Genomic DNA, 25218 nt, shown 5'->3' on the forward strand with positions numbered 1-25218 from the left:
GGCGCCTACCTCCAGACGCCGTTGATGGCGGCTTGCATGACCCTGTCCAGATTCCCGTAGTGCGTGGGAAGGCCGAACTGGCCCGGCGCATAGAACGCCATCTTGGCCGAGTTGGTGGTCAGCGTTTTGTAGCCTTTGTTCGGCGCGATCACGCGACTGCGAGCGAGGAAGGGACAGGTTTCGCGCACCACGATGCCGCCCGCTTCCTCGATCGTCCGGATGTAGCCGTTGCGTTCGGCCATGGCATGCATCGCGCCTGCCGTGGTCACCCAGAGCGCGACATCCTTGTGGACCTTCTTGCCTTGGAGGGCTTCAGCGACCTCGCGAATCTCCTGCACCGAGGCGTTAGGACACCCGACGAGAATCCAATCCACGTGGTCGGACGGTTCTCTATTTAAGGCTGCCTCCGCCTGCTCCCTTTCGGCGTCACCAAAGACAAGCACCTTCTGCGGAGCCCCTCCGCCGAAAGCCTCCTGCAGCGTCGAAGCTTCGGGAGTGACCCCGACCGCATGGAACATGCTCACCGATCCGGAAGAAGCCAGCGCGGCACTCAGCGCCTTCAACTGCTCCAGGGTCGGGTCGGTCGGCATGCCGGTGAAGACCGGCGTGTCCTGCCCGGCGATCTTGCCTGTGAAGTAGCCGAGTGTTCCGTAGTCGGTCATGTCACGCAGCTTTGCCTCCACCTTCACCAGGAACTTGCCGTAGCGGTTCTGCTTCAAGTGGTAGCCATATTCCGGCGTGCGGCCTGTCAGGGCCGAGGCCAGTCCGCTTGGCCCTCCTTCCCTGTTCGTGCGGGCGCCGCAAACGGAATTGGCAAACACGACCGCGGACGACTCGCCCCATGCCATATGCTCGCCGAAGCGCGGCATGTTGCCCACTAGGTAGGGAATGCAGGTGTTGCAGCTGTTCGCGCCCATGCCCGCATACGCATTGGTCAGGCGGGTCTGCAGGACGCTGTCCGATTCGGGAATGCCGATCTCCCGCCATTGCGTGGGATCGACGGCAGTGGGGTTGGTCGTGACGCGGGTCACGAACTTTCCGCCCTGATTCCGGATGTCCTCGACGAATCGAGTGCCGGCCTCTTCGGCGACCAGCACCGACGATCCAGCCATGTGGACGTTGTTCACCGGCACGAGCCGTTCGGCGCCGAAGCTTTCGCCCAAGGCCACCAGGATCTGCATCGCCTTCTGCACGGCAGCTCCCTTGCCGCCGTCGAGCATTGCCGCTTCTTCTTCAGTCAAAACCATTTGCTTGTCTCCTTGTTGCGCATCTCTCGCGAGGCGCCCTTCGATGGGTGAATTCTGGTCCGCCATCTCGATTAGCAAAAGCGATAAATCGGAATGAGGCTATATTCCACTTCGAGATCAACTTGGCGGTACGGCGGAGCAAGACCATGATGACGTTCAAGCAACTCGAAGCGTTCTTCTGGGTTGTGCAGGCGGGCGGCTTTGCGCAAGGCGCCAGCAAGCTGCACACCACGCAGTCGGCCGTGTCGAAGCGGGTGCAGGAGCTGGAGTCGGTGTTTGAGACCCCCTTGTTCGATCGCTCCGCGCACAGGGCGAAGCTCACCGAAAAAGGCGAGGAGATGTTCCTGCTCGCCAAGCAGTTGCTCGACCTGCGCGATGTCACGGTGGAACGATTTCAGCGCGCCGAGGTGCTGGAGCGACACGTCCGCATCGGCGTTACCGAGCTCACCGCGATGACTTGGCTGCCCCGCCTCGTCAGTGCGATCCAAGCCAGGTATCCGCGCGTCATCATCGAACCCCATGTCGACGCAAGCGTCATGCTGCGTGACAAACTGCTTGCCGACGAAGTGGACCTCATGATCGTTCCGGACGTTTTCGACGATCAACGGTTCCTTTCCAAACGGGTCGGCGTGGTCGAGCACACGTGGATGTGCAAGCCCGGCATGGTGCGTCGGCGGCACCGGATTCGCATGCAGGAACTCGCGGAACACCGGCTCCTGACCCAGGATGAGCGGTCCGGCACGGGCCAGCTCTACAACCGGTGGATGCTCTCGATCGGCATCAAGCCGGAGCACACGGTGTTCAGCACCAGCCTCGTGGCCATGATCGGCCTCACGATCTCCGGCATGGGCATCAGCTACCTGCCACGCAAGTGCCTCGCTCCGATGGTCGACACGGGCGCGCTCGAGGTTCTCTCCGTGACGCCTGCCTTACCGGTGGCGCCCTACGCTGCTGTCTGCAAGGGCGACCGGCCGAGCAGTCTTGTGTTGTCCATCGCGACGCTTGCGCAAGAACAGTGCGACTTCGGCCGGATCTTCCAGACGGGGTGAGCGGCGAATCTCATGGCTGAAAGCGGGTATCCGTCCATGATGCACCGCGCCGCGGACTCGCAAGCCTTCAGTCTCTTGGCTGAATTGGGGAAAGCTGCTAATACCGCCAGGTAGTTTGCGTGGTGCATGCAGCTTTGGGCGCTTCTATGCGCACCGTGCAGCTGATCCGCGAACTTGGAACGCAAGTGGCCCATCTCCGGTCAAACGGAGCGTCGGCGCATTGTGACAGTCACAACGCTACTTTGCGCCGCACTTAGACCAGCCACGACGACGTAGCCAGGCTCGGCCCGCCGTCAAGGCACGAAGAGTCTGCGTATGGCCCTGCCCCGCCACAATCCGATCAGTTCGAGTCGGTGCCCGCCCTAGGCGTGCGAAGAGTCACCATCTCTTCTGCCGCGGTGGGATGGATGCCAACCGTGCGGTCGAAATCGATCTTGCGCGCCCCACTCTTCATGGCGATGGCTACGCCCTGCATGATCTCGGGCGCATCGCGACCCACCATGTGACAGCCCACGACGCGCTGCGACTCGCGCTCCACGATCAACTTCATCATCGTGCGCTCGGACCGGCCGGACACCGTGTTCTTCAAGGGTTTGAAAGCAGTCTGGTACACGTCGAATGCCAAGCCGTCGCGCGCCGCGTCCTGTTCCGTGACGCCGACACAAGCGACTGGCGGCTGACTAAAGACAGCGCTGGGCACATCGTCGGCGCGATACCAGAACGGCACGCCGGCAAACAGGGAGTCGGCCAAGGAGCGCCCTTGCGCGATCGCCACTGGCGTGAGGTTGACCTGGTCCGTGACGTCGCCGACGGCGTACACGCTGGACACCCGCGTGCGGCAGGCCTCATCGATCGGAATGGCGCCGGAGGGGCCGAGCACGACGCCAATGTCTTCGAGCCCAAGCGAGGCCGTGTTCGGTTGACGCCCGGTCGCCGCCACGACCGCGTCGCACGCAAGGGTCGAAACCGCAGTAGCGACCAGAAGGCGATTGCCGTCCGAGCGCTTCACGGAACGCACCGGCTGATTCAACACGATGCGGATGCCGCGCGCCTTCATCTGCTCGTACAAAGCAGCCTGCACGTCGGCATCGAAGCCGCTCAACAGGCTGGGGCCGCGCGCCAATACCGTGGTACCCGACCCGAGTCCATTGAGGATGCCGGCGAATTCCGAGGCGATGTAACCGCCGCCCACAATCACCACTTCATCGGGAAGCTCGGGCCAAGCAAAAAGATCGTCGGAGGTCTGGAACAGATCCGATCCCGCAACATCCGGCACGACCGGCCGCGCGCCAGTCGCAATGAGAATGTGCTCGGCGGTGAGCGTGCTGCCGCCAACCTGCACCGTGTGTGCGTCCACCAGGCGCGCAGCGCCGCGCACCAACTCCACTCCGGCATCCCGCAGCATGCTTTGGTAGAGCCGCTCCAGGCGCGCCACTTCGCCTGCCTGCTGGGCCTGCAACACCGCCCAGTCAAAGCGGCCCTCCATCTTCCAGCCGTAGCCGGGCCCGTCGTGCAACGCATCGGCGAACTCGGACGCATACATGAGGATCTTCTTGGGCACGCAGCCCCGGATCACACAGGTGCCACCGACCCGGTCTTGTTCGCAGATGGCCACGCGCGCGCCGTGGCTCGCCGCCCGGCGCGATGCAGCCACGCCGCCGGATCCGGCGCCGATGGTGAGCAGATCGTAATGGTAGCGACCGCTCATGCAGCAGCCAGAGCAGTCTGCGTTGGCGTATGGTCCTCGACCGTGAAGGCCAGCAGCGATTGGTCCAGCGCCGTCTGGTGCTTCTGCAATGCTTTCAAGGCCCTGGCCACTTCGGCGGCGAACGACGCGTTCTGCTGGATCGAGCTATCAACGGCCTGCAGCGTAGTGCTGATCCCGCCCAGGCGAACCAGGTCCTGCCGGGCCTGTTGCGACAACTGGCTCATCAGGCCAGAGGCTCGTGGGGCAGAAGCGAGCAGCTCTTCCAGCGACCGGCCCGCTTCGGCCATCCGCTCGGCACCATGCGCGATCTGATCGCTTGCCTGCGCAAGCAAGGTCCGCACTTCGACTGCGGAGCGGCCGGCTTGTTCGGCCAGGCGGCGAACTTCGATAGCCGTCTCGGAAAACCCTGTCTTGTGTTCGCCACCGCGGCTAGCCTTGACTCCGGCGTCAACGGCCAGTACACCTGTTTTTCGCGCGATGGTCTCGACGACCGCGACAGCCTCTCCCATGTGCCGCGACTTCTGTTTCAGGCCGTTCATGGTTTCGATTGCCTCGCGCACTATAAGGCCGATCTCCTGCGCCGCGCTCTGCACTCTGCGACCGAAGTCGTCTGCCTGCATCGTCTGCTCAACGGTCTTTTGCGCACCGCTGGCGAACCGCTGGAGCTCGCCAGTTGCTGTGTGGATGTGGGTGGCGCTGCGTTCGGTGCGCGTCGATAGATCCGCCGTGCCCGAAGCGATGCTGGCAACCGTCTCGGCAAGGGCCTTGGCCGAAACATCGATTTGGCCGATCGCGCCGCCCAGGCGGCGCTGCATGCCGATCATGGCCACCTCCATCTCAGAGCGCGGCGAGGCCGACACGCCGGCGGTCGTCTGGATCTTGCCCTGGGCGATGCGCTCGGCCATGTCCGCCACCTCGAACGACGAAAACACCAGCTTGCGCAGTGCCATCGCAACGTATGACAGAACCAGCGTCTCGGCGCCGCCGACCGCCGCATGAACCCAGAAGTGCCCCCACAGACCACGGCCGTCGTTGAACACCCACAAGCCCATGCCGCTGGGTTGCAGCAGCACGAACACCAGGTGGTGCAGCGCGATGGCCCCGTAGGCCAGCACGATCGGCCGCCAGTCGCAGTAGGCCACCAGAACCGCCAGCATGACGAAGAAGCTGAAGTGCGCTTCCAGGTCACCACGTGTCTGCAGGATGATCAAGCCCGTGAAGATCATGAATGCAACAGCCATCACCATGCGTGAAATCAGCCGCGTGGGGTGCAAGCTGCTCACGTACCAGGGCACAGCCAGCGCTGGGGCACCGATGAGGAGGGCGAGCAGCCACGTGTTGGTGAAGGGCGCGAATGCGACGCACACGAGAAGGTGCGCCAGCGCGGACCCGAGCGCGAAGCCATGCGCTCGCTGGTAGAACGCCAGCTCCTTGTTTGGGCGGGGTGATGCCATGCTGTGTACTCCTTGCTTGGATCGATCAACGGGCCGTGGTGCAATACGGCAAGATGTCAACAATGGTCACGGGGTTGAGCAACCACGACAGCACCAACGTAGCGGCCAGCCAGACCGCGACCACGACGTGGGCACGTCCGGTGCCGGTTCCAGCCGCGGCAGCCTGCTGCGGTGCCATGGGCGGACTCAGAAGCGGTAGCTCACACCGGCGTGCACCAGCAGGGGGTTGAGCCGCACCGATGCGTTCGCGGGGGCCGGACCCACCATGCCCGTCGCCGTGGTCTTGAGAAAGATTTTCTTCACGTCCAGGAAAACTCCCCAACGCTTGTCGAGAGGCAGATCGACGCCGGCCTGCAGCACGCCGCCGAACGCGTTTTTCGCATCCAGCGATGTGATCACGCCGTCTTTAGACGCAAGCACGATGGTGTAGTTGATACCCGCGCCCAGGTATGGCCGTACCGCGCCCATGCCGTCGAACGCCCACGTCAGCGAGGCCACGGCCGGCCCGTACTTCAGGCGCCCCAGCTCTCCCGCGCCGGCCAGCGGACCGGTGCCGGTGATCCGCGTCGTCGGCGGCACGCCCACCGTCACGCGCGCGGCCAGATTGGGAGTCAGGTCATACCCGACTTCCAGGCCAAGCGTAGTGTTGCTGCTTGCGGCCAGGCCCGCGCCCGGAACAGCGGCTCCGCCCAGGCTGACGTCGGCGCTGGTGTGGAACGTCACGTTCACCGGGCCTACGTGGACCCACCAAGGGTTAGGGCTCTGCGCCAGGGCCAGGCCCGGCAGCATCAGCAAGCCAGCCAGCGCGGCGTTTCTTATGGTCAATTTCATCTCATGTTTCCTCGTTGTGGTCAGGGGGTGGTTGCCGCTTCGTACGTCAGCAAAAGCGGTCATAGAAAACCCGGTCGGCGCGGGCGCGGCCGGTGGCCACCAGCTCGCGCATCGCGTTGTCGATGAGCCCGGGCGGGCCCGCCATGTACAGATCACAGGACTGCAGGTCGTCGATGTCCGCGGCGAGGGCTGAGCCTGCCGTGCCTGCCCGGCACACCACCGGGTCACCAGGCGCCGGGTTCATTAGCACCAAATCAATCTGAAGGTTTGAATGCCGCTGTTGCGCCTGTTCCATCTCGGCCAGCCAGAACAGGTCTTGCGCGCGGTTGACACCGAAGTACAGCCGCAGTGGGCCTTGCGGTGAGCGCGCCAGCGCTCCCTGGGCAATGGACCAGATTGGCGCAAGGCCGGAACCGCCCGCCAGCAATACGACATCGCGCTGACTCTCGTGGCGCAGCCAGGCGCGGCCGTACGGTCCCTCGAGATCAAGCCAGTCGCCCGGCTTGATTTGCTCGAAGAAGAAGCGGCTGGCCGCCCCGCCGGGCTTGCGCTTGATGAGGAACTCCAGCTGGCCAGTGCCTTGCGCAACGTTGGCCATGGAATAGGCGCGGCGGCCAATACCAGCACCCAGTGCGAACAGCATGAACTGCCCTGGCAGAAAATCCACCGGCTGCTGCGCCTCCAGCACCAGGTGGATGACGTCGGGATTGAGCGTTCGGACGCTGCGCACAGTGGCGCCCAAGGGCGCGGGCGGCGTGTGCACACGCTCGTCGCCCGCCCGCAGCTTGATGACGCAGTCGCCCTGTGGGATGCTTTGGCAGCACAGGATGCGGTCGCCCTTGCGCCGGTCGCGCTCACTCAGTCCTGGCGCATCGGGCCAAAGCGACCCGACTTCACCGGCGGCCAACTGGCCGCGGCAAGTGCCGCAGCTGCCGCTTGCGCACTCGTACGGCAGGTCGATCCCGGCGGCGAGGGCTGCCGCAAGAAGCGTTTGCCCGGGTGCGCAGGCAAAGCTTCGCCCGTCAGGCTCCACGCGAACGCGAGCCCCCGGGCCCTCGTGGGCCGAGTTCATCATGGCGGTCTCCGGTGTGGCGGGGCTAGTCTTGCGGGCCGAGGCCGGCGTCGGCGAGGAACGCCAGCCATTGCGTCCCGGCGCGGTCGGCGATGGCGCCTGCCTGCGTGCCCGGCGCGTGGCGCGCGAGCAGGCGGCTGCCGGATTCGAGCATGGCCTGCCCGTGCGGGCGCCATTGCGCCAAGTGCCCGCGCAGTACCGCTGCATTGCCTGAATCGGCTTGCACCATGGCCCGGGTGGCATCAGCCGTCCAGCGGCGGCTGCGCTGCGCGTCGAGGTAGAGGTTCTCGGCGATCATCGCGTCCAGTTCGTCGCCCTGCTCGCGGGCGACGTCGGCGAAAGACTTGAGGAACAGTTCATCCGCCACCGGCTTGACGACAAGATTGAGCCCGACGAAAGCCTGGTCCCAATCGAAAGCCAGCAAGAGACTCTCGATGGCCTTCCGGGTGGGTTGCCAATCGGAATCGGCTTCCCACAGTTGGCGCTCGGCGGCGCCAAACCGGCGCTGGGGATGGGCGTTGGCGAGCTGGCGCGTGCGATACGCCACGCGCTGCACGCGACGCAATTGGTCCGCCGTCTGGAAGGCCGCGCAGTTGGCCACATAGCTGGAATGCGCCAGTTGCTGCACATAGGCGGTGACCATCTGCAACCCATGGCCAAGATAGCGCGTCGGCGCCATGGCCGCTGACAGCAGGTCGAGCGCCGCGGGCGTGAGTGCGGCGTCACTGGCCTGGACCTGGCTGTAATGCTGCAGCAAGCCGTCGATGTAGGTTTCCTGCTCGTCCATCGCCTGGGTGTACTTGCGATACGTCATCTGGTCTGGATCGCGGAAAGCATCCAGCTTGGCGACCTTCAGCGCATTGCCGTCGCGGTGCTTCAGCAGCCACTGGTTGCCGTGCACGCCCGGACCCATCTCCAATGGCGTCGCGCCCACCGTGTGGTTCATGTTGTGGGTGACGATCTCGTACTCGTTCGGCTTGCGGCCGAGCTGGCCGAAGCTCGACCAGGTCTTGGTGCGGCGTGTGCGCAGCTGGGGCACAGAAGGGGTGGCGGTCATGGTTTGTCTCCGGTCTTTGTTTGCTGGCGGCTGGCGTGTTCAGGACTTGAGGTACCAGCGGTATTCCTTGTCGCTGGTCTGCATGCGCCCCGCGAAAGACGGCATTTCGATCTCCAGCATCGACAGGTCGTAGCTGCGGCCCAGATTTCGCTCAAGGCTGGCGCGGGTGAGCCGGCAATCCATCAGTGTGTGGATGTGCAGGTAGTCGCCCCGGTCTGTCACGTACACGTCGCGCCCGGGGTTGTCCTCGGCCACGGCATCGATCACCGCGTCGGCGATGTCGCCGCTGCGCATGATGGGGCCGACGGCGTCGTACTCCACCGCGTCGGTCATGAACACTCGTTCTGTCGTCATGCAGTCTCTCCTTGTTCTTCGCTCGGGTCGGTGGACACGAACACTTTTCCGCCCTCGATGCGCAGCGCGAAGCGTCTCAGGCATTCGGCTTTGGGGTTGATGCCCTCGCCCGTGCAGGCATCGAAGCTCCATTCGTGGGCGCGGCAGGTCAACACCTTGCCGTCGAACCGGCCCTCGACCAGCGACACGCTCTGGTGCGGGCAGATGCCGTCGAAGGCCTGCAGCTCGCCGTCGACGTTGAGGATGAGGACCTCATGCGAGGCGACCTCGAAGCTCTCCATCTCGCCCATCCACAAGTCCTCGACGGCACAGACTTCGACGAACGCCTGCTTGGTAGTGCTGCTCACTGCCTGCACCTACTTGTTCCAGCTGACGGTGACCCACTCCAGGGGCTTGAGGCCTGTCTCGGCCAGCACCTGCAGCAGGGACTGCTCATTGGCGACCGTCTTGCCGCCGATCTGAACCCGGTAGCCGGCGTTGCCTGGCGGACGCGGCACGCGCCGGCCGACGCTGTGAACCGCGATCTTCGCGGCCACCTGGTCCATGGTGTCCTCGGTATCCACCGCCACCAGGTGCGGCACGAAGTCGCCGGCGAACACGCCGTAAACGGGAAATAAAGCCATGTGCTTCTCCTTGGGGTTGCGTGCTTCACGCGGCTTTGCGTTGAGGCGCCGCGTAGTCGGCAGCCCACTTGTAGGCGAACGCGTCATCGCCCATCACCTCGGGCGTGATGCCCATCCACTGCAGGCCGCCCGCCAGATTCATCGGCTGGATCTGGCCGAGCAGGAAGCGGTCGATCACGTTGGTGTGGCCGGCGTAGCGCTCGGGCTCCGTGTCGAAGATCCACTTGGACACGTCGGAGTCGAAGTTGTACAGGCGCCCCTTGTACTCGCTGGTGTACATCTTCAAATGATGCCGGTCCCAGGCCGAGCCCAGCGGCAGCTGCGTGATGTTGCACAGTGCCGGCAGCGTCTCGGGATAGGTCTGCGCCATCTCGCCGTTGTTGACGTTGGCGATGATTTCGTCCCACAGGCCGCCCCAGCTGTCTTCCCAGTTGGGGTACTTTTCATTGAGCCATTTGCGCTCGGCCTTGGAGACGCCGGCGTTGGGTTTCCAGAACAGGGTGGGCCGCCAGAACCAGGTGCCGATGTGCATCGCGTGGTGGCCGTGGTCCAGGCATTGCAGGAAGGTCTCCCAGTACCAGGGCTTGGCCAGGCCGAAGTCTTTCATGGTGCGCTCATGGTGGTGCACCACCCACTCCATCATGAATTCCTTGAACGACATCTTGCGCTTGGCCACGGGCGTGTAGTAGTCCATGGCCGTGCCGGTGAGCGTCTGGAACAGGCGGAACGAACGCCAGAACGACACGTCGAAGATGTACTGCGCACGCTTGGGGTCGTGCTTCATCAGCACTTCGAGCGTGGGAAACCCCAGCTGCGCGTGGCGCGCCTCGTCGGTCTGGATGCTGGAGAGAAGGTTGGAGAAGTCGATGTCCCCCGCTTCCATGGCATCGGCTGCGAGGGCCACGAACTGGATGTTGGTGAAGCCGTGCTCCACCACCAGGCTGGTGGCCATCGCCGCTTCAATGCAGTTCGCATTGAGCATCCAGTCGTCGAAGAAGTTCTTGACGGCCAGCACGCCCCACTCGTTGGTGTGGAAGGCCTTGTTGCACCAGTCGAAGCGCTCGTCGTGTTTCAGCAAATCGTGCGAAAAAGCGAGATCGAGCTGCGCGTGGCGGATCTCGTCGAGCATGCCGAACACGCCCAGGTTGCGCCAACGCGGCGTGGGGGCAAAACGGCAGAAGCGGCTTTGCATGGTCACGGCCATCTGCTCGACCATGCAGGTCGTTCCCATGTGCAGCTGCGACGACGCGGTATGGCCCGGGTCGAGCTTGTCGTAGACATTGGCGCGCTTCAAGGCTTCGCGCACCGCATAGGCGCCGGCCTCCTTCTCGCGCTGCACCCGCACATAGTCGCGGAAGGTCACGCGAAAGGGCTCATCCCACTCGTCCCATGCGGCCTTGGGCACGTTGCCGCCGCCGGTCCAGGCCTCGGGAAAGGCTTCCTTCTCGTCGACGTACGAGAGCGTCCATTCGACGTCACGGCCGATGTCGTACCAATCGTCTCTGCTGAGCAATGCCATTTGTCTGTCTCCTGTTATTGGGATTCGGGTTTCAGCCACCGAGCTTCACGTTCAGCACCTGGACAGAGGTGTATTCCTCCAGTCCCAGCTGGCCGAGTTCGACGCCGAGGCCCGAACCCTTGACGCCACCGAAGGGGATGTCCGGGCCCATGGCCGGATGCTGGTTGACCCAGGCACCGCCCGAGTCCAGGCGCGCGGCCAGACCAGCGGCGTGCTCGATGTCGCTGCCCCACACCGAGCCACCCAGGCCGTATTCGGTCTCGTTGGCCCAGCGCAGTGCATCTTCCTCGTCGTCGTAGGGTGTGATCGTCAGCACCGGGCCGAAGACTTCTTCCTTCACCACGCGCATTGCGGGTGTGACGTTGGTGAGGATGGTGATCGGCAGGAAGAGGCCAGGGCCCGCCGGGACCGGGCTGCGGTAGAGCACCTCGGCGCCAGCTTCCAAGGCTTCGTCCACCATCGCGTGGACCAGGTCGTACTGCGCCTTGTTCTGGATCGGGCCGATGTCCATGCCCTCTTCCATGCCGTTGCCGATCTTCACGGTGGCCGCGAATTTCACCAGCTCTTCGCAGACTTTTGCGTAGACGCTGCGATGCACGTACATGCGCTTGAGCGCAGCGCACACCTGGCCGCAGTTCGAGAACTTGGCCCAGAACAGGTCTGCAGCGACCTTGGCCGGGTCCGCATCTGCCAGTACGATGCCCGCGTCGTTGCCGCCCAATTCGAGTGTCAGGCGCTTGAGGTTGCCGGCTGCGCTGGCCATGATGCGCTTGCCGGTCGGCCCGGAGCCGGTGAAAGCGATCTTGCGGATGCCAGGGTGCTCGGTCATCCAGGCGCCGAGTGCGTTGCCGCCCGAAACCACATTGACGACGCCGCGAGGGAATACCTTCTGCGCCAATTCACCCAGGCGCAAGGTCGCCAGCGGCGTGTAGGGCGATGGCTTGAGCACCACCGTGTTGCCGGCGAGTACGGCAGGCACGATCTTCCACATTGCCAGCAGCACCGGGTAGTTCCAGGCGGTGATGGCCCCGACGACGCCGAGGGGGCGGCGGCGCAGCTCGACGCGTTGCGTGGCCGTGTCGCGCAGCACCTGCGGCGCCAAGTCCAGCGCGGCATAGCCGCGCGAGAAGAACACCGCGGAGTTGATTTCGCTCTTGGCCTTTGCCAGCGGCTTGCCCTGCTCGTGGGTGATCAGCGAGGCCAGCGTCTCCACGTCAGCCACCACCGCTTCGATGAAGGCATTCACGAGGCGCCGCCGCTCTTCGAAAGGCTCTGCACCCCATTTGGTGAAAGCGCGCTGCGCCGCCTTGACGGCCGACTCGAGCTGCTCGCGGCTGCAGTCAGGCACTGTGGCGAAGGGGGCGGCAGTCGCTGGGTCGATGACTTCCAGCGTGGCGGACGCGGTGACGAGCTCGCCGTCGATGGACATGCGGTGCAATGAGAGTTGGGCTGCGGTCATGGCTGTACTGCTTGAATAGGTGTCAGGTTTCAGGTGTCAGGTGTCAGGTGTCAGGCGGCGGTTGCGGGGGCTGGCGACTTGCCGCCAAATAGCACGTTCCAGGTTTCGTCGGTGTAGTAACTGGTCTTGGCCGCCTGCTTGGTGGCCTCATCGCGGTCAAGCTTCTTCAATGCCGAGGGCCGCCCGCCAACTGCGTCGCACCAACGCTTGACGTTGGGAAAGTCGTCCAGGTTCACCCCCTGTCCCTTCGCCACACGCACCCAGGGAAAGACCGCGATGTCGGCGATGGAAAACTCCCCATCGATGTAGTCGCGTCCCGCAAGCTGCCGCTCCAGCACGCCGTAGAGCCGGGCGGCTTCCCTTCGGTACCGATCGACCGCGTATTCGACGCCGATCCCGCGGTTCGCTGCATGGCTCACGAAGTGCGCGGCTTGTCCGAGCAGCGGACCTTGGCTCGATGTCTGCCAGAACAGCCATTGAATGACGTTCCAGCGGCGGATCGGATCGGTCGGCACGAGCTTGCCGGTCTTCTCGGCCAAGTACAGCAGGATGGCGCCCGATTCGAACACCTTGAGCGGCCGACCTCCGGGTCCGTGGTGATCAACCAGGGCCGGTATCTTCCGGTTTGGGTTGATCCTCTCGTACTCGTCGGTATGCTGATCGCCTGCGCTGATGTCGGTCCACCGAACCTCGTAAGGCAACCCGATTTCCTCGAGCATCATCAACGCCTTGCGGGCGTTGGGCGACGTGTAGTAGTAGAGCTCGAGCATGGCAACCCCGATCAGATTCCGAACTTGTCCTTCATGCGGCCCATGTAGCCGACCAGGTTCTTCTTCGACCCCGCGTAGTCCTTGGTGTCGAAGTTGAAGGGCGTGTCGACGATATGGCGCAAGATGGAAAGCACCGGGGCGTCGACCCAGCGAGGCTGGTCACCCATGAAGAACTTCTTGTCGCCGAGAAAGTTGGACAGCGTGTCAATGTCGGTGCGGGCACGCCGGTAGATCACATCAGCGGGCATGCGGCCCCATCCACCGTTCATGAACTCGTTGAGGATGCGGAAGCGGAAGTCGTCGGCGAAAGAGCGCAGGCCCGCAGGAACGTCGTCGGTTCCGGCGATGATCCGCAGGTACTTCTCCCAGTTTTCCGTCTCGCGCCACCGCGGCTGAATCACCGCCACCCAATAGGTGTGTTCGTCGATCATTCGGTTGAAAGCCATCATCGTCGCCTGGTCTTGCGCGGTGACTCCCTCGCCCAGCTTGTCGCCGTACTTGTCCTTCAGGTACTCGATGATGTGGGTGGAGTCGTTCACCGCCGTGCCATCGGTGTCCACGATGCAGGGCAGCTTGCCCGCAGGGGTGTCCTTGTCCAGGCGCGTCAGGTCCTGCGGCTTCGTGTCGTACGTCAGCCCCGTCATCTTCATGTAGTACGCCACCTTGGTGACATACGGGCTGATGCAGGGCACGGTCCAGGCGGGAAGGTATTGGTAAAGCGTGATCATGGTTGTCTCCTGTCGTTGTGATGCGATGGCGTGGATGACCGGGGGCTACCAGAGCAGCTTGTCCCCGTTGGCGTGGCGAAACTGTCCGGATGCGGCCGGGCTCAACTCGTCCATGCGGGCGATCAACCCGCGTGCCGCATCTTCCGGCTGGATGTAGTTGTAGTTGCCCGGGTAGTCTTTCGTGAGGTCCGTAGCCACCATGCCCGGGTGCAGCGCGACCACCGAGATGCCCTTCTTGATCAGGTCGTGGTGCAGGTTCAAGGCGACCATGTTGGCGCCCGCCTTTGAAACCCGGTAGGCGTACATGCCCCCCGAACTGTTGTCGCCCAATGAGCCGACGCGGCTGGTCACGATGCCAACCTTTGCGTTGGGGCCGAGGAACGGGAAGCAAGCTTCGACCACGCGCAGCGGCCCCAATGTGTTGATCTCGAATTGGCGACGCATGTCGTCATAGTCGATCTTGCCGAGCTCGTCCAGGCCGAGCACGCCAGCCACATGCAGAATCCAGTCCAGGCGGACGCCCCGCGAGCGCAGGCCCTCGGCCAGCTTGGCCACCGCCGGCGGGGATGTCACGTCGATGCCGCCGATCGTGTCGACGCCACCTTCGGTGAAGCCTTCGCCCGCACCCATGCACGCGGCAATAACATGCTCACCTCGCGCCTCGAGCTGCCGGCAGATCGCGTTGGCGATTCCACGGTCGGCACCAACCACCAGAATGTTGTTCATCAGACTTCCTTTCAAGTTTTGTTGCGCAGAGACTCGCTGCCGATGATGCGGGCCGAACGCAGTTCGTTGCGCATGGATTCGGAATAGCCCAGCTCTGCCAGTATCTCGTCGTTGTGCTGCCCGAGCAACGGCGCGCCGCGCCGCAGTTCGGACGGCGTGCGCTCGAATCGCGCTGGCGAACGGGCTTGGCGCAGGCGACCCGCGGCGGGGTGATCGACCTCGACAATCGTTTCCGACGCCAGCACCTGCGGATGGCGGATCACTTCGCTGCGCGTGAGTGCCGGCGCACACGGCACGTCGTGCGCTTCCAGGCACTCCATCCATTCGCCCGTGGTGCGCGTTTTGAGCACCTCTTGCGTCATGAGGAGACGCTCGTTCACGTGGCTGTCGCGTGCCTTCGGGGTGGCGAAACGGGCGTCGGCAAGCCATTCGGGCTTGTCCAAGGCCTTGGTGAGTCCGACCCATTCCTTGTTGCTCATCACGGCCACGGTCATGTGCCCGTCCTTGGTTTCGTAAATCAGGTCGATGAAGCTGGCGGCTTCCTGGTTGCTCATGGTCTTGTCAGGGTATGTCTGCGCGCCCATGTCCGAAGCCCACAGGAAATAGAGCACGGAATCGAGCATCGAGATCCGAACGTGCTGCCCTTCGCCCGTGCGGTGCCGCGAGACCAGCGCGGCCGACAGCGACTGCGCCACCGTCACGGCCGCGAGCTTGTCGGGCAGCACAGTGCGGATCAGGCGCGGCCGCTCGCCGTCGGAGCCGGCCTGCACTGTCGTCAGTCCCGAGATTGCCTGAATGACAGGGTCGTACACCGGCTTGCCGACCCAGGGGCCGACATCGCCAAAGCCGCTGATGGATGCATAGATGATGTTGGGGGCGACGGCGCGGATGTCGGCCTCGCCCACACCGAGCCGGTCCACGACGCCCGGGCGGAAGTTCTGCATGAAGACGTCCGCTCCTTTGGCCAGGTCCAGCACGATCTGGCGGCCTTGCGGGTTCTTCACGTCCACGCTGACCGAGCGCTTGTTGCGGTTGATGTTCAGGAACATCGCCGACATGCCGGCGCGTTGGTTGCCGAGCGAGCGCACATGATCGCCGGCTTCGGGAACCTCGACCTTGATCACGTCGGCGCCCTGATCCGCCAGGATCATCGCCGCCCAGGGGCCCGACAGCATCGTCGTCATGTCGATGATGCGAATGCCGGCTAAAGGTCCACTCATTCTTGTCTCCATTTACGTCGCCCCTCGCGAATTTCGCGGGTGGGGATGACTTGTTTCGTTTGGCTGGATCGAATAGTAGGTTGGCCATGAAAAACGTACTAGACCAAAATTTGAGGATTCAAAGTACGGTTAAAGTGGACAGTCAAAGCAATGCAGGAGATGGCGAAATGATCAAGGAGCTTTACCGGATGGCCGTGTTCGCCGAGGTCGTGGAGCACGGCTCCTTTTCCAAGGCGGCGACCACCTTGGGTCTTGGGAAATCGATCGTGAGCGCGCATGTGGCCGCGCTCGAAAAGCGCATCGGCGCGCAGTTGCTCACGCGCAGCACGCGTGCGCTTTCGCTTACTCAGGAGGGGGTTGCGTTCTACGAGAACTGCAGGCGCATGGTGGCCGCCGGCGAAGATGCGTTCACGACGGTGGAATCAAGGCGTGTCAGCGTCAGCGGAACGATTCGCCTCACCTCTTCGTACAACGTCGGCGTGAGCTTCCTGATCGCGGCGCTGGCGCGATTCAAGGACGCGTACCCGGACGTGTCATTTGACCTGGTCCTGGAGGACTCCATATCGCATGTCATCGAGGAAAGGTTTGACCTCGCGGTGCGCGTGGGGCGCCTCCCGGACACGGGTCTCTTTGCCTCCCAGCTTGGCAACTGCTCAATGCTGCTGTGTGCAGCGCCGTCGTTCGTGCGGCGCCACGGGAAGATCACCAAGCCTGAAGAACTGGCCAAGGTGCCTTGGGTCACCATTACCCAGCTGCCTCACCCGGAGAAGCTTCATCTCGTACATCAGAAGACGGCACAGCGCCTGACGGTTGGCATTCATGGCGCTGTCAAGACTCATTCCGGCATCGCTGCGCGGGAGTTCGTTCGTTGCGGAACCGGGGTGGGCCTGCTGCCTGACTACGCGGTGCACGGTGACCTGTCCAAGGGCGACCTGATCCGCATTCTGCCGGCCTGGAACGAAGCGAATGATCGCCCGATCTCAGCCGTGTTTCCGAGCCGGGACCGCATACCTACCCGAGTCAGGCTGCTCATCGATTTTCTGCGCGATTCACTGAACCCATCCGGGACTGGAAACGCCGATACAGGCAGCCGCCGATGACGCTGCCTTGGTCAACAGCCACTCTCGAAAGAGCCGTAGCGAAATCATGTGACGCTTCGCGGACGAATACACAAGGTGGTATCCGCGAGTGTTCATCACCTCGGCAATCCACGGTATCTCGAGCTTGCCTGTTTCGAGATAGTCATCCAGCAGGCATCGTTGCACCACCGCAATGCCCAGGCCGGACGATGCGGCTTCCATCATCTGGCTTGCCTGGTCCAGACCAATACGAAGATCAAGGGCCGGGACACTCTCGCAGACGGATTTGAACCACCAGGGCCAAACATCGGGCTGCGCCGTATTGAACAGGAGCGGGAAGTTCGCGATCTCTTCCGGCTTTGTTATCGCTAGCGGGATGAACCCCGGGCGGCATACCGGAACGATTTCCCTGCCAACGATGTAGTCCGAAACGACGTCGGGCGGGCTGCTGCCGTCTGTACTCCGAATTGTGGCATCGACCTCGTCGAGCGGCGACTCCTTCTTGTACTGCACAAACTCCAGCTGGATTCCGGGATGTTGGCGATGGAAGTCCGGCAGGCGGCGAATGAGCCAGTGGCTCGCGAGTGTCGGGATGACCGAGATGCGAAGACGCTCTGCGTCCTGGCGCCGCCGCGTCCGCCGGCTCGATTCCTCCAGGACGTCCAGCGCGGGCCCAATGGCCTCGAGGTAGGCCTTGCCGGCGCTGTTTAGCACTGTCCCCCGGCGGTTGCGCTCGAAAAGCACTTGGCCAAGGTGCGACTCCAGGCGCTGCAAGGCCCGTGTCACGGCTCCCTGCGTGACGTTCAGCGACTCCGCGGCCGCCAGCACGCTGCCGGCACGCGCCACGGCGACGAACGCATGAAGCTCAACGAGAGACGGCGAATCCATGCGCATGTGCTATGACCTTCTTGCATACCTCGTGCTGATTCTGTCAGTTTCCCGGAGACGCAGCAATCAAGAGAATTCGTGAATGCAATCGCCCGCCCCTGAAGTGAATACCACCGTCCCCCGCAATGTCGTTCTGACGAACTTCGAGCTGCTCGATGTCGACGCCGGCGAACTCCAAAGCGGCTGTTCGCTCCAGGTGAAGGGCGAACAGATCAGTGCCCTGAAGAAGGGCCGCATCGACGATCCGGAGGCGGTGCACATCGATCTCGGCGGGCGCACCTTGATGCCGGGTCTCATCGACTGCCATGTGCACGTTTGCGCCGACGCGATGTCGAGCAATCCGCCGATGCTCGCGGCCATGGGCGTGGCGAAGGCCGGGCACCTATTGCACGACACCCTTATGCGCGGCTTCACGACAATCAGGGACGCCGGCGGCGCGGATGCCGGCTATCGGCAAGCAGTCGAGCGTGGCCTGTTCCTCGGCCCGCGGTTGCTCGTGAGCGGAAGGCCGATCAGCCAAACAGGCGGACACGGTGACTCCCGCGCCACGAGCGACTTCTGCGAAGTCTGTCCCAAAGGAGCCACGTTCCGCCTGATCGCCGATGGTGTGGACGAAGTCAGGAAAGGCGTGCGCGAGGAGATTCGCCGCGGCGCGGACCAGATCAAGATCATGGCCTCCGGCGGCGTCGCGTCGCCAGCGGACCCGATCGACTACATCCAGTATTCAATGGATGAACTGCTGGCGGCGGTCGATGAGGCCACGCGGGCCAATAAATACGTGATGGCGCACGCCTATATGGCCGATGCAATCCGGCGCGCCGTCGAAGCAGGCGTGCGCAGCATCGAGCACGGCAATTTCCTCGACGAACAGGTAGCTCGGCAGATGGCGGAGCGCGGGACATTCCTGGTTCCTACGCTGATCGTGTACCGCCGCCTTGTGAGCCATGCCAAACAGGTGGGGGCCAGCGAGTTGCATGTACAGAAGTCCAGGCAAGTGCTGGAGATGGGCACCCGCTCTCTCGAGATCGCAAAACGGGCGGGCGTCAAGATGGCATTCGGCTCGGACCTTTTCAAGGCGCCGAAGGAATTCCAGTCCGAAGAATTCCTGGTGCGCGCGGAAGTGCTCAGCCACGCGGAAGTGATCAGGAGCGCGACCATCGTGTCGGCCGAGTTGCTGCGACTGGACGACCGGATCGGGCGCATTCGCGAGGGCTACCTGGCAGACCTGATCGCCGTCGAAGGCAACCCGCTAAGAGACTTCCAGTGCCTCCAGGACCAGGGCAAACACATGGCATTCATCATGAAGGGCGGTCGCCGGATCAAGGACACGCTCTCCGAGGTGGGGCCCGACAAGGTTGAGGAGCCCAAGTCCCTCGGCGAGAACTACCTGGGTTGGAGACGCAGCCGCTAGCGCGGCGACGGAGCAAAAGCCATGGTTCGACCCGACCGCATCTCCCGCAGGCAGATGCTGACCGCAGCCTCTGGGGTCGCCGTTGCAGGCGCCATCGGCTTCCCCGCTTTGGCGAGCGACTTTCCGCGCAAGGCCATCCGCATCATCGTGCCATTCCAGGCCGGCGGCATCGTGGACCAGGTTGCGCGGGCCGTGAGCGACTTCGCGTCGTCGGCGCTGGGCCAACCTGTGGTGGTGGAACCGATGCCTGGTGCTGGCGGCATGATCGGCACAATGGCTGTCGCGCGAGCACAGCCGGATGGACATACTTGGCTGTTGGCCACCTCCGGCCACGTCGCCACGCCCTTGCTCCAGGCCTCCAGTTACGACCCGGTGGACGATTTCGTCGCCGTGAGCTACCTCGGTCGCGGCCAGCACGTGGCCCTGGTGCCAGCGGCTTCCAAAGCGCACAACCTCGCCGATTTCGTGCAACTCGCCAAAGCGAAGCCGGGGGCGTTGAACTACCTGAACCCCGGCAACGGCTCCTTCTCGCACCTGGCAGCCGAATTGCTCCAGATGAACACGGGCGCCAAGCTGCAGGCCGTCGCCTACAAGGGCCTGCCCCAGGGTCTGCAGGACCTGGCGGCAGGCCGGATCGACTTCGCCCTGGCATCTCTTCCCTTGCCGATCCCGTTCATCCAGGCGGGAAAGATGCGCGGGATCGGCATCATGGCCGTGCGGCGCAATCCCGCCGTCGCCGACGTGCTTACCTTTCAGGAGCAGGGCTTCGGGTCCTCTCAGATGATCTCCTGGAGCATGGTGCTGCTGCCGGCAAAGACGCCGAAGCAGATCGTCGAGCAAGTCAATGCGATGTTCAACAAGGCCCTGCAGGACCCTGAGGTGATGCAGCGGCTGCGAACGATCCACCTCTCTCCCGCGGACCCGATGCCGTGGCACGAGGTGCAGAGCCTGCTCGCCACGGACGCGAAGCGCGTGGCGGAGATCGTGAAGCGAGCTCAAGTCAAGGCAGTCAACTAACCGGACAACAACGAGGAATGTCGAGAATGAAACTCAGAACAGCCGCCCTGGCGGCCTTCATCGCAGCGCCCGCAGCCTACGCCCAATCGTCAGTGGCCATCTTTGGCATTGTCGATGCGGGCGTTGGCAAAATCTCCGCCGACGGCAACGGGTCCGTAACGCGTGTTCTCAGCGGCGCGTTCAACGCGACCCGCCTGGGCTTTCGCGGGCAGGAGGACCTGGGGGGCGGCATGTGGGCAGGCTTTCACGTGGAAACCGGCTTTCTGACCGACAGTGGCGTCGGCCAGGCTACGAACACAAACAATCAGGCGTCCGGCGGTAGTCCGGCGCCCGGCGGCGGACAAGGGATGACCTTCAACCGCAAATCCACCGTTTCGCTCGGCGGTGGATGGGGTGAGCTGCGCCTGGGCCGGGACTATGTGCCCTCCTATATCAACCTGTCCGCCTTCGACGTTTTCAACAACGTGGGCAGCGGGGGTGCGCTCAACATGACGGAAGCGGCGGGACTTGGGACGGGGCAGGCACCGGTCGCCGCGACCCGCGCGTCCAACACGATCAGCTACTTCACCCCGAGCTTCTCGGGCTTCACCGGGCATGTGATGTACGCGCTCGGGGAGAACTCGTCCAATTCGGGTGCAACGAGCGACGACGGACGGTATGCCGGCGGGCGGATCGCGTACACCGAGGGAAAGCTGGTCGCGGGCGCGGGCTACGGCCGCACCCAGTACGCGTCCGGCGATTACCACCAAAGCAACACCGGCGTCTCCTACGACTTTGCCGTGGTGAAGCTGAGCTTCCTGGTGGGACGCGAGGAGCTGAAATCGCCCGCTAACACGCGCCAGACCCACTGGAGCGTTGGAGCCATCGTTCCGGCGGGCCACGGCGAAATCCGCGCGCAATATGTTCGCGTCAATGTAGCCGGCACTTCCAACGATGCGGACTCGGTGGCGCTGGGCTATGCCTATCCGTTCTCCAAGAGAACACTCGCGTACGCCACGTGGGCCCGCGTGGACAACAAGGGCACTGGAACGTCCTTCAACAATGGCCGCGCGGTGACAACGCCCGGCGGCGCGTCCACCGGATACGAATTCGGTGTTCGCCACACGTTCTGACGGAATTCCATGACGCTCTCCCCGCAAGCATCCAAAACGAGTTCGCAGGCCTATCGGCCCGATGAACGAAACGATGAGGTGCTGGTCTACGTGAACGGCGCCTTCGTGCCGCGCGCCGACGCCAAGGTCTCTGTTTTCGACGCCGGCTATGTGTGCGGCGATGGCGTCTGGGAGGGGGTCCGCCTCGTAAAGGGGAAGGTCGTCTCTTTCGACGCCCATATCGAACGGCTTTTCGAGGGCGCCGCGACCATCGCGATGGACATCGGCATGTCCAGGGAGCGGGTCAAGGGCGTGATCATGGAAACGTTTGCTGCCAACGGGATGGTCGATGGCGCGCACGCCCGTCTGATGGTGACCCGAGGCGTGAAGAAAACGCCGAACCAGGATCCACGGTTCGTGATCGGCAGTGCGACGGTGGTCTGCATCGCCGAACACAAGGTAGTCACGGCCGAGTCGAAGCAGCGTGGCTTGAAGCTACATACGTCGGCGATCCGATGCAGTTCTCCCGACGTGTTTGACCTGCGCTTGAACTCGCACAGCCGACTCAACTTCATCCAGGCGCTGATCCAGGCGATCAACGCGGGCGCGGACGAGGCGATCATGCTCGATCCGCACGGGTTCGTTTCGAGCTGCAACTCGACCAACTTCTTCATCGTGCGAGACGGAGCGCTCTGGACTTCTTCAGGCCGCTACTGCTTCAACGGGATCACCCGCGCCACGGTGCTTCGCCTGGCAAGGCAAGCCGGCATTCCCGCGTTCGAGGGCGACTACACGCTGGCCGAGACCTACACGGCGCAGGAGGCCTTCGTCACCGGGACGCTGGGCGGCATCACCCCGGTCTCGGCCATCGACGGCCGCAAGCTACTGACCGAAGGCGCGGGCGCCGTGACGCGGCAACTCGGTGAACTCTATCAAGAATACATCTCGGCCTGACCCAGATGCCGGTCATGAATCACCCATCAAGGACATTCGGGCGGCGACGGATTCTCCAGCTCGGCGCGTCCTCCTTCGTTTACGCGTCCCCGCTCATCGCGACGGCCAGGGCCTTCCCCACCAAGCACATCCGTCTCATATCGCCGTATCCGGCAGGCGGCGCCGTCGATCAGGTGTCACGCGCCTTGAGTGACAGCCTGGCCGCGGAACTGCGCCAGCCGGTTGTCGCCGAAGCGCTGCCCGGCGCCGGCGGCTCGATCGGCACGCAGGTCGTGGCGAAGTCGGACGCCGACGGCCATACCTGGCTTATGGCCACGCCTAGTCACATCGCGACGCCCTACTTGCAGCCCACCCCGTACGACCCGGTTCGGGACTTCAAGGCGGCGGCGGTGGTCGGCAGCGGCCGGGCGGTGGCCGTCGTGCCCGCGACATCCTCCGCCCGCACGATGGCGGACTTGATACGGCTAGCCAAGGCTCGCCCGGGCGAGCTCAATTACCTCAATGCGGGAAATGGCAGCGTGGCCCACATGAGCACCGAGCTGTTCAAGCTCCACGCCAAAATCTCGATGCAAGCCGTCCTCTACAAAGGGCTACCCCCTGGCGTGCAGGACCTCGCCGCAGGCCGCCTCGACTTCGGCTTTGTCAGCCTGCAGGTCGCCCTACCGTTGATCACTGCCGGGCGCCTGCGTGCGATCGCCATCTCGACGCCTGTGCGGCAACCGGACTTGCCGGAGGTGATGACCCTGGATGAACAGGGCTTCGCAACCTCGTACATCCCCGGATGGTTCATGGTCTGTGTGCCCGCCGCGACGCCAAGGCTGGTGATCGATCGGATCAACGCGGCAGTCAACAAGTCCGTTGCCGCGGCCGATGTCCGGAAAAATCTCGCGACCGCGTTTGTCACGCCAGCCTTGCGGCAGACACCCGAACAGTGCCAGAGCCTCCTGTTGCGCGACCACCAGCGCATCGGCGTAATCATCAAGGAAGCCAAGATCAAGGCGAGCTGAATGGAACGCTCATGAGCATCGAGAAAATCCAAGTGGGCAACGCGCTTGACGTGAACAAGCGCGGAACCACCAGCGTTCCAGCGGCGGCAGCCAACGGGCTTGTCTACACGTACGGCATCACGGCGATCGATCCCCAAAAGGGCGGCGTGATCGCCGGCGATATCGAAACCCAGACCCGCCGGGTGCTCGACAACCTGCAAATGGCCCTGCAAGCAGCAGGCTCAAGCCTTTCGCAGGCCGTCTACACGACGGTCTACCTGCGCGACATCCGGGGAGATTACGCCGGGTTCAACAAGGCCTACGACGATTACTTCGGATCGAATCCCATCCCGCGAACCGTCGTTCAAGCCGTCATCAGGTCGCCGGATGCGCGGGTCCAGATCCAGATCGTGGCGCTTCAAGGCGCCGGGAAGGGCGGTCAGTGACTTTGGGGGATGTCGGGCGCTGCAACCTGCGCGGCCGCTGACGACAGGTGGCCTTGGATACGTCCCCACCTTGTGGAAACAAGTCGCTCACCACCATTTCCAGCGTCGCACGACGGCGTGGATTCAACCGAAGATCGATGCCCCGATGACCGTCACGTCGTGGCCGCTTCGGGCTAGATAGTAGGCGCTGGTCACGCCGACGACGCCTGCGCCCAGTACAAGGATGCGCATGACGCTAGCTCGCCTCGACCGACATGGCCAGACTGATCTGGCGCGTGATGTGAAGGAAGCGGTCGACATCGGCCACGGAATTGCAGTGCAAAGGCGAAACCCGGATGGCACCTTCCAGATCGAACGATTCGAGCATCCGCTTCGAATACAGACTTGAGGACACTCGTTCGTAGACGATGACGCCGCGCTTTTCATACTCGCGAACGGCTTGGGCATGCTCCAGGTTGTCGATGCCGATGGCGAGGATCAGATCTCGCTTGGTCAAATCCTCGTAGTCGAGGAAGACTTTGATGCCATCGAGGTGCCGCAGCCCCGAGCGGCCGTCGCTGCCGTTCAACATGCGCGCCAGAAGTGCCCGCTCGTGCAACTCGATCCTCTCGATGCCGCAGACGAAGAGTTCGCGCCGATCGGCGCTGCCGGTGAACTGGCTGCCGATCCAGCACACGTAATTCACGATCTCGGTCACCACGCCGAACTGCGCCGGTGCCGAGCTGCCCAGGTCCCAGAAATCAACATTTTTGGCTGCCAGCTTGTGATGAGGGAGCCGCGCAGCGCGGTCCGACAACCAAGACATGCCAGATCCTCGGCAACCGAAGAACTTGTAGGGCGCGATGTTGATGCCGTCCACCGGCGTTTTCTGCAGGTCAATCAAACCGTGTGGCGCATGCTGCACCGCGTCCACAACGATGTAGATGTCGGGCTTGATGGCCCGTGCCTGCTTGACGATTTCTTGAATGTCGAGCTTGGCACCCGAGATGTTGGATGCATAGATCACACTCAGGAGCGTCGTGTCCTGATCGATCAAGCCGACGATGTCGGCCACATCGACGCCACCGGTCACAGGGTTGGACTTGGCGACGCGCAGTTCTTTGTCAAGCCGCTGGGCGTAAAGTGTCAACGCATCGAACGACGAAGGATGTTCGAGCGTCGTGGTCACCATGTTCGTGCCGGGAATGTTCTCGGCCACCGCCCGCACCATGTCAAACATGCCACCCGAGGCTGTCAGCGATGCGTACACGCTGCCGCCCTGAGCATTGAGGATTGTGCGCACGTCAGCCGTTCCATCGGCCTGGACCTTCTGGAGCAATCGCGACATTTCGTGAATGCGTTCGGGGCAGTCGGGCAACGCGTCGATCTGGGCGAAGCGTTCGACGGCCGACTTGAGCCGGAACGACCCGCCCGCGTTGTCGAAAAACAGACGCTCGCGACCGTTCATGTCGCGATCGACATAGTGGAAGCGGTCCTTGATCTCGCGGGTCAACGCTTCGGGAAAGAGAATGCCTTGATCGTTGTTCATC

26 protein-coding genes and 1 pseudogene are annotated in these 25218 nt (G+C 63.5%); 8 read left to right on the top strand and 19 right to left on the bottom strand.

Features of this window, described 5'->3' with window-relative positions:
* Nucleotides 1-5 precede the first annotated feature (5 nt).
* On the bottom strand, nucleotides 6-1313 hold the full coding sequence (locus tag EEB15_RS06285; protein ID WP_141508787.1) for an aconitase X catalytic domain-containing protein: 1308 nt from the start codon (nucleotides 1311-1313) through the stop codon (nucleotides 6-8).
* Nucleotides 1314-1393: 80 nt separating this feature from the next.
* On the opposite strand from EEB15_RS06285, the gene EEB15_RS06290 reads away from it, so the two are divergent.
* Nucleotides 1394-2296: a LysR family transcriptional regulator gene (locus EEB15_RS06290; protein WP_370283407.1), complete on the top strand. Its 903-nt coding sequence runs from the start codon at nucleotides 1394-1396 to the stop codon at nucleotides 2294-2296.
* Nucleotides 2297-2636: 340 nt separating this feature from the next.
* Here EEB15_RS06290 and gorA read toward each other — a convergent pair whose 3' ends face one another.
* From gorA to EEB15_RS06360, 15 genes are read right to left on the bottom strand one after another with little or no spacing between them, the layout of a single operon-like run.
* Entirely contained in the window at nucleotides 2637-4004 is a 1368-nt protein-coding gene (gorA, locus tag EEB15_RS06295; protein ID WP_141508789.1) for a glutathione-disulfide reductase, read from the bottom strand.
* Nucleotides 4001-5458 (bottom strand): methyl-accepting chemotaxis protein, encoded by a 1458-nt coding sequence (locus tag EEB15_RS06300; protein WP_141508791.1) that lies wholly within the window; start codon nucleotides 5456-5458, stop codon nucleotides 4001-4003. Before EEB15_RS06300 ends, gorA begins: the two co-directional genes overlap by 4 nt.
* Before the next feature lie 25 nt (nucleotides 5459-5483).
* Nucleotides 5484-5636, bottom strand: coding sequence for a hypothetical protein (locus tag EEB15_RS33605; protein ID WP_158290009.1), 153 nt, complete (start codon nucleotides 5634-5636; stop codon nucleotides 5484-5486).
* An 8-nt stretch (nucleotides 5637-5644) separates the two neighbouring features.
* Nucleotides 5645-6289, bottom strand: a complete 645-nt coding sequence (locus tag EEB15_RS06305) for an OmpW family protein (RefSeq protein ID WP_158290010.1) — start codon at nucleotides 6287-6289, stop codon at nucleotides 5645-5647.
* A gap of 46 nt (nucleotides 6290-6335) precedes the next feature.
* On the bottom strand, nucleotides 6336-7364 hold the full coding sequence (locus EEB15_RS06310) for a 2Fe-2S iron-sulfur cluster binding domain-containing protein (protein ID WP_141508794.1): 1029 nt from the start codon (nucleotides 7362-7364) through the stop codon (nucleotides 6336-6338).
* 22 nt (nucleotides 7365-7386) lie between these two features.
* Nucleotides 7387-8418: a toluene hydroxylase gene (locus tag EEB15_RS06315; protein ID WP_199236467.1), complete on the bottom strand. Its 1032-nt coding sequence runs from the start codon at nucleotides 8416-8418 to the stop codon at nucleotides 7387-7389.
* Nucleotides 8419-8457: 39 nt separating this feature from the next.
* Complete coding sequence (locus EEB15_RS06320) at nucleotides 8458-8772, bottom strand: MmoB/DmpM family protein (RefSeq protein WP_199236468.1); 315 nt, start codon at nucleotides 8770-8772, stop codon at nucleotides 8458-8460.
* Entirely contained in the window at nucleotides 8769-9119 is a 351-nt protein-coding gene (locus EEB15_RS06325) for a Rieske 2Fe-2S domain-containing protein (RefSeq protein WP_255466292.1), read from the bottom strand. Before EEB15_RS06325 ends, EEB15_RS06320 begins: the two co-directional genes overlap by 4 nt.
* Before the next feature lie 9 nt (nucleotides 9120-9128).
* The gene (locus EEB15_RS06330) at nucleotides 9129-9395 is read right to left on the bottom strand and encodes a toluene-4-monooxygenase system B family protein (protein WP_141508796.1); all 267 of its coding nucleotides are present in this window, start codon (nucleotides 9393-9395) and stop codon (nucleotides 9129-9131) included.
* A 25-nt stretch (nucleotides 9396-9420) separates the two neighbouring features.
* On the bottom strand, nucleotides 9421-10914 hold the full coding sequence (locus EEB15_RS06335; RefSeq protein ID WP_141508798.1) for a YHS domain-containing protein: 1494 nt from the start codon (nucleotides 10912-10914) through the stop codon (nucleotides 9421-9423).
* 31 nt (nucleotides 10915-10945) lie between these two features.
* On the bottom strand, nucleotides 10946-12373 hold the full coding sequence (locus EEB15_RS06340) for an aldehyde dehydrogenase family protein (RefSeq protein ID WP_141508800.1): 1428 nt from the start codon (nucleotides 12371-12373) through the stop codon (nucleotides 10946-10948).
* A 50-nt stretch (nucleotides 12374-12423) separates the two neighbouring features.
* The gene (locus EEB15_RS06345; RefSeq protein ID WP_141508802.1) at nucleotides 12424-13143 is read right to left on the bottom strand and encodes a glutathione S-transferase family protein; all 720 of its coding nucleotides are present in this window, start codon (nucleotides 13141-13143) and stop codon (nucleotides 12424-12426) included.
* 11 nt (nucleotides 13144-13154) lie between these two features.
* Complete coding sequence (locus EEB15_RS06350) at nucleotides 13155-13871, bottom strand: glutathione S-transferase family protein (RefSeq protein ID WP_141508804.1); 717 nt, start codon at nucleotides 13869-13871, stop codon at nucleotides 13155-13157.
* A gap of 45 nt (nucleotides 13872-13916) precedes the next feature.
* Complete coding sequence (locus EEB15_RS06355; RefSeq protein WP_141508806.1) at nucleotides 13917-14597, bottom strand: SDR family oxidoreductase; 681 nt, start codon at nucleotides 14595-14597, stop codon at nucleotides 13917-13919.
* A gap of 11 nt (nucleotides 14598-14608) precedes the next feature.
* Nucleotides 14609-15817, bottom strand: a complete 1209-nt coding sequence (locus EEB15_RS06360; RefSeq protein WP_141508808.1) for a CaiB/BaiF CoA-transferase family protein — start codon at nucleotides 15815-15817, stop codon at nucleotides 14609-14611.
* An 86-nt stretch (nucleotides 15818-15903) separates the two neighbouring features.
* Here EEB15_RS06360 and EEB15_RS06365 point away from each other — a divergent pair, with 86 nt between their 5' ends.
* The gene (locus tag EEB15_RS06365) at nucleotides 15904-16917 is read left to right on the top strand and encodes a LysR family transcriptional regulator (RefSeq protein WP_141508810.1); all 1014 of its coding nucleotides are present in this window, start codon (nucleotides 15904-15906) and stop codon (nucleotides 16915-16917) included.
* Here the strand turns inward: EEB15_RS06365 and EEB15_RS06370 are convergent.
* Nucleotides 16867-17790: a LysR substrate-binding domain-containing protein gene (locus tag EEB15_RS06370; protein ID WP_141508812.1), complete on the bottom strand. Its 924-nt coding sequence runs from the start codon at nucleotides 17788-17790 to the stop codon at nucleotides 16867-16869. The two genes, EEB15_RS06365 and EEB15_RS06370, sit on opposite strands and share 51 nt — an antisense overlap.
* A 76-nt stretch (nucleotides 17791-17866) precedes the next feature.
* Between EEB15_RS06370 and EEB15_RS06375 the strand changes: the two genes are divergently transcribed.
* From EEB15_RS06375 to EEB15_RS06400, 6 genes are read left to right on the top strand one after another with little or no spacing between them, the layout of a single operon-like run.
* Nucleotides 17867-19195 carry an amidohydrolase family protein gene (locus tag EEB15_RS06375; protein WP_141508814.1) on the top strand — a complete coding sequence of 443 codons (1329 nt, stop codon included), beginning with the start codon at nucleotides 17867-17869 and terminating at the stop codon, nucleotides 19193-19195.
* Between the two features lie 21 nt (nucleotides 19196-19216).
* Nucleotides 19217-20212, top strand: coding sequence for a tripartite tricarboxylate transporter substrate binding protein (locus EEB15_RS06380; RefSeq protein WP_141508816.1), 996 nt, complete (start codon nucleotides 19217-19219; stop codon nucleotides 20210-20212).
* Nucleotides 20213-20238: 26 nt separating this feature from the next.
* Complete coding sequence (locus tag EEB15_RS06385) at nucleotides 20239-21324, top strand: porin (protein ID WP_158290011.1); 1086 nt, start codon at nucleotides 20239-20241, stop codon at nucleotides 21322-21324.
* Nucleotides 21325-21333: 9 nt separating this feature from the next.
* Complete coding sequence (locus tag EEB15_RS06390) at nucleotides 21334-22257, top strand: aminotransferase class IV (RefSeq protein ID WP_141508820.1); 924 nt, start codon at nucleotides 21334-21336, stop codon at nucleotides 22255-22257.
* 14 nt (nucleotides 22258-22271) lie between these two features.
* Entirely contained in the window at nucleotides 22272-23264 is a 993-nt protein-coding gene (locus tag EEB15_RS06395) for a tripartite tricarboxylate transporter substrate binding protein (RefSeq protein WP_158290012.1), read from the top strand.
* Nucleotides 23265-23275: 11 nt separating this feature from the next.
* Nucleotides 23276-23689 carry a RidA family protein gene (locus tag EEB15_RS06400; RefSeq protein ID WP_141508824.1) on the top strand — a complete coding sequence of 138 codons (414 nt, stop codon included), beginning with the start codon at nucleotides 23276-23278 and terminating at the stop codon, nucleotides 23687-23689.
* A 144-nt stretch (nucleotides 23690-23833) separates the two neighbouring features.
* Here the strand turns inward: EEB15_RS06400 and EEB15_RS06405 are convergent.
* A pseudogene (locus EEB15_RS06405) lies at nucleotides 23834-23920 on the bottom strand (FAD-dependent oxidoreductase); the annotation flags it as partial.
* Between the two features lie 4 nt (nucleotides 23921-23924).
* Nucleotides 23925-25217, bottom strand: a complete 1293-nt coding sequence (locus EEB15_RS06410) for an aminotransferase class V-fold PLP-dependent enzyme (protein ID WP_141508826.1) — start codon at nucleotides 25215-25217, stop codon at nucleotides 23925-23927.
* Nucleotide 25218 lies beyond the last annotated feature (1 nt).

Source organism: Ramlibacter sp. WS9 (assembly GCF_003797765.1).
In the GTDB taxonomy this organism is placed as follows: Bacteria; Pseudomonadota; Gammaproteobacteria; order Burkholderiales; family Burkholderiaceae_C; genus Ramlibacter.